The following is a 4,353-nucleotide window of genomic DNA, read 5'->3' on the forward strand; positions in this document are numbered from 1 at the left end:
GCCGAGGAGGCGGCGACCGGGCTGGATTCGACAGCGCAGGCGGATGTGCGGCTGGCCGAACAGTTGAGCGCCGCCGCGGCCAGCCACCACACCGGCGCGAAACGGGCACAAGGACTGCGCATGGAGGCCGCGGAAGTTGCGAACCGGTTGGCGGCGCTGGGCGGCACCGCGGCCGGCGACTTGGCCGCGCTCATGGCGTTGCGGTCGCGGGTGGCGGCGATGCAGCAGCTACTCGGCGAACACAGCGACGCCGCCGCCGACACCGCCGAACAACTGCGAACCATCGAATATCGCCCTACGTGAGCGCTCGCCGTGACTGGGCGGACTGTGGTGCGGTGAGGGCTCAAAAAGTCCAGTTGCCTTCGGGCCGGATCACGAAGCCATGCACGCCGTAGTGGCTGTTTTGTGGCTGCTTCATGTCTATTCCCCTGTTCGGAGCGGCGCGGCAGGCCACCGCGTCATGCGAAATGACCGCGCAGGCAACACCGTTGGTGTTGTCGAGCTTGGTTCCGATCGGCAACAGCGAAGCGGGCGGATTCCAGTTCGGGTCGGCGGCGCTGTATCGCCCGGGGTGCTCCGATGAGGCGTTGACTTCCGATGAGGGCGGCGGACCGACCGCTGCACCCCAACACGTCGCACCGATGTCGTCGAGCATGCTGACCGCACAGGTGAGATCGTTGGGTGTCTTGAAAAGCCAGCCGGAGTTGCCCGGGTGGGTGCCGCGATGCTGGTAGACAGTCAGGTCGGCGGCTGAGTAGGCGTCGATGTCGGGAAACTGCGGCGGGGGATGCCGGGGATCGCGACCGGCGGGTTTTTGGACGAGGTGCGGCGCTGCGCAGGCTGTCGCTACCATCAGCGCGTTGCCGACAAGCGCAGCGAGGGCAACCCGCCTGCGCTTGGCGGCGGGAAGTGTCCGGCGGATAATCGCTGTGTTGCGCCGTTGTTGGCTTCTCCTGCAACGATCGGTCATGATGATCCTGTCCGTGCCGGCGAGCGCTCACAGTGGCGCATCGACGTCGGCACGATTCGGCGTGAGCAGATCGATGCGGGCGCGAATTCGCCGCTGCGTCAACCACACCTGCACGTAGGAGTACACAAACAGCGAACCAAGGATTGCATTGATGACCGCGCCGCGATCTTGGTGGGCGGCTTGCCAGGCACACAGTGCCAGCCAGTACAGCGTCATCACGGGATAGAGGACCCGAAACATCCAGCGGTTCTTGCGGTACGCCGAGTACCGCAGCCATGCGAGACGTCCGGCGGCTTCCCGCACGCGCGGGTTGTCGGGTACCGGTCCGCGCCACGCCGCGGTTATGGCCTGTGACCGCTCGGCCGGCGTCACCGTAGCGCGTAGTGCCTCAAGGTATTTGTTTCGGTATTGTCCGGTCACGGCGGCGAACAAGCCGGCAACGCCTAGGCATCCGATCGCGATGATGGCAATGCCCGGTAGCGGCAGGCGAAATGGGTTGGGCATCGTGCCGCTCTGATATTGGATGAGCGCCACCGCGGCGAAACCTGTTGCGAGCGCCCACACCGCGTGGTACAGCCAGCGCACCCACCACGGTCGCAGCAGCATGCGAATCCACATGCCGCTAAGCGTAACGACATACGGGCAGCCCATTGATCGGAACTTCTCGGTGCGGCATGAGCCTGATCGGCGGCGTGGGACGCGGCAGAGCCCTCGACGCCGCCGGCGCCCTAACGAATGCCCAGCCGTCGAGTTGGCTAGGCGGCTAGCAGCACTCAGCGCTTGTCCGGGGGATTTGTGTCCCGGCTGCGGCGGTGGCGGCCCGATACTGGTGGGGTGGCAGTCGATGCGCTGGTGCGGCGGGTGGGTCGCGTGCTGGCGCGGGCACATTCATTGTTCGGTGATCCGCCGGTGTCAGGCGCGTCGATGGCGCAGGGCGCGGCGGCCCGGCTGGCGGGCGCAGGAGAGCGGATGCGGGCCGGGACAACCCAGATGGCCGGTCTTGCCGGGGCATTGCCGCGCGGCCATGGGGTTTTCGCCGCAAGCGCCGGCTCGCACCTTGATGGTCTGGGCGATGCCGACGGTGGGCTCGCCGCGGTGTTGCGGGATGCGGCCAGCGCCGACCGGTCCGGGCGCTCCATGTCGGGAGCGGTGCTGGCTGCCGCGGCCGCCGACACCGCGGACTTGCGCCCGCTTTCGCGCACCCCAGCCGGCCAGACAGCGCTGCTGTCAGCGCTGCGGGCACGGGTGGCCCGGCAGCAGCAGGTGGTGGCCGCCTACCGGGCACGCGATACGCAGCTGGCCGCGCTGGTGCGTTCGCTCGCCTACCGCACGACGCTCGGCGTAGGAGGCGCTGGCCTGGCGCCGGTCCTGACCGGACTGGGTGGGGCCGCTGGATCTGGCATCTCCAGAAACCTTGGTCTCGGTGGGATTTCCATCGGCGCCCCGAGCCGGCCGGTCAGACGCGCCACTGGTGCAGACAACAGTCCATCAGTGATGAGGGTGAAAAGCGTTGCGCTCGGGGAGCTGGCGCCCGACTCCAGTCCGCGTGAGGTCGCCGCGGCAGTTATCCACGAAGCGGGCCGCCGCGGATACTCACCGCGACAGGCCATCGCCTGCGTGTCGACTATGCTGCAAGAAAGCGGCGGAGATCCCCGCGCGGTGAGCGCGAACGGCTTGTGGCAGGGGGTGTTCCAGCAGGACTTCAGCTATCCCGGGCGCCGCAATCCCAACCTGGCGATCGCGGAATTCTTCGACAGGCTCGACCACAAGGGCGGCCCCGCTTCGCCCGACATCTGGAAGTCCATTTTCTGGCTGCAGCAGCGGCCGGGCGACCCGTCGGCTGAGGTTGCCTATGCGCGCGGCCGGCAAGAGTATCTGTCGGAGATCCAAAGCCAACTCAGCCGCGCAACAGCGCTCTATCACGAAATCGCCGGGCGATAAACAGGTTTGCGTCATCACGATTTCCAGTTGACCCCACTTGGTTCTGCCATCGATGCCGCCAAGCGTGACAAGTCGTAACCCGTGGTCGTGAACCGCTTGCAGGAGACTCAGATGGTCCTGAATGTTCGCATCACGTGTGATGGCGATCCAACCGCGCTGCGCTACCACGGGTATCCAAACACTGTCCTTCTTGTCGGCAGATCCGATCGGACACGGCGGCCGTGTCCTCCTTTTCAAAGTTATGCCGGGATCACCGGGGTAGGTGCAGTCAGGCCTGATGCCGCAGATGACGTGGGCCAAGCCGAGGATGTCCGCATCGAAATAGAAACGCACATCGGCGGCCTGGTCGGGCATGAGCGCTACGCGGCGGGCCGAGACAGCTCGTAGGACACAGCCATTTGCACTTGATGAACGTCCAGCCCGAACTCAGCTGCAATCTCATTGTAGGAGTAGCCATCGTCTGCGTAATCGTTGATCACCGATGTCGAGATGCCCCCGACCGAAGGGCGGCCGGAGCGTGCATCCGGATCAATCACAACCGGCGACCCCGGTACCGGATGCCAACGGGCCACTATTTCCTGCTCGAACTGCACATGATCAAGAAACTCCTGCGCAGGAGGAAGCAGAAGGGGCTGGTTACCGACCGGGGCGACTAACCAAAACTCCGCCGGCAAACCCGAGGCATCTTGGGCTTCGATGACAAGCTTGCCGCTGATCGCCCAAGGACGCTCAGAAGCCAGGGGGTAAGGCACACCAACCTTGTTCCGTAGGTAGGCAATGAACTGCCGCAACTCATCAAGAGGAATGTTCTGCTGGCGATACTGACTCAGTAGACCCGCCTCGACGAACTCAGCCCAAGTGACGGTGCGCCTACGCGTCGGCTTCTCTCGAATCACCGGGGCATATTCGCGTCCACGGTAGCGCTTCCCCTCAAGCCAGTAGTGCAGCGTCTGCTGCGGAACTTCCAGCAGACGGGCAGCCTCAGCCTCCGAGTACATCTCGCGCTCAAGAACTGACATAGTGCCCATGCCGTGATTCTTGCAGAGGTCACGTACAACCAATTGCTGAATGAGTTACTCGTTCCTCACCTGCTACATCGTCGTAACCATCCCGACCGGCCTCGTCGACCGGCGTACGACTGCGTCAAACACGTCCACATCGAGCTCACCCAACACCACTCGGGAGCTCGGCCCGCGTGCCACGCTAGCCGCGACACGCCCGCTCGTGAGTGTGGCCGACCGGTTTGACTTACGTCGAGCATCCCGTGCCCGGGAGTCGGCGACGCGGGCGGCGTATTTCGCGCCGCCTGGGTCCGATACGTGCCGGCGGGCAAGCTTTCTCACCAATGCTTCACCGGAAATATGTGTGTGGGCTGCGCTCGCGGTTGCCTGATACTGGGTGTCGTGTCGGTGGGTGCGCTGGTGCAGCGGGTGGGCCAGGTG

General features: G+C 65.2%; 5 protein-coding genes and 1 pseudogene. 2 read left to right on the plus strand and 4 right to left on the minus strand.

Features of this window, described 5'->3' with window-relative positions; all coding sequences use genetic code 11:
- A partial coding sequence (locus tag ACFE99_RS23165; protein WP_375488939.1) for a hypothetical protein occupies positions 1–303 on the plus strand: 303 nt, incomplete at its 5' end.
- A gap of 40 nt (positions 304–343) precedes the next feature.
- On the opposite strand, the gene ACFE99_RS23170 is transcribed toward ACFE99_RS23165, so the two are convergent.
- Together ACFE99_RS23170 and ACFE99_RS23175 are read right to left on the minus strand one after the other, a co-directional pair.
- Positions 344–970 carry a hypothetical protein gene (locus ACFE99_RS23170; protein ID WP_375488941.1) on the minus strand — a complete coding sequence of 209 codons (627 nt, stop codon included), beginning with the start codon at positions 968–970 and terminating at the stop codon, positions 344–346.
- 27 nt (positions 971–997) lie between these two features.
- Positions 998–1,588, minus strand: coding sequence for a hypothetical protein (locus ACFE99_RS23175; RefSeq protein ID WP_375488943.1), 591 nt, complete (start codon positions 1,586–1,588; stop codon positions 998–1,000).
- A gap of 216 nt (positions 1,589–1,804) precedes the next feature.
- On the opposite strand from ACFE99_RS23175, the gene ACFE99_RS23180 reads away from it, so the two are divergent.
- Complete coding sequence (locus tag ACFE99_RS23180; protein WP_375488945.1) at positions 1,805–2,911, plus strand: hypothetical protein; 1,107 nt, start codon at positions 1,805–1,807, stop codon at positions 2,909–2,911.
- 72 nt (positions 2,912–2,983) lie between these two features.
- Here ACFE99_RS23180 and ACFE99_RS23185 read toward each other — a convergent pair.
- Both ACFE99_RS23185 and ACFE99_RS23190 read right to left on the minus strand, forming a co-directional pair.
- Positions 2,984–3,265, minus strand: a pseudogene (locus tag ACFE99_RS23185) (hypothetical protein); the annotation flags it as partial.
- 5 nt (positions 3,266–3,270) lie between these two features.
- The gene (locus ACFE99_RS23190; protein ID WP_375488947.1) at positions 3,271–3,939 is read right to left on the minus strand and encodes a DUF433 domain-containing protein; all 669 of its coding nucleotides are present in this window, start codon (positions 3,937–3,939) and stop codon (positions 3,271–3,273) included.
- Positions 3,940–4,353: the final 414 nt, after the last annotated feature.

Origin of the sequence: uncultured Mycobacterium sp., from assembly GCF_964249325.1 — a bacterium.
Classification (GTDB): Bacteria; Actinomycetota; Actinomycetes; order Mycobacteriales; family Mycobacteriaceae; genus Mycobacterium.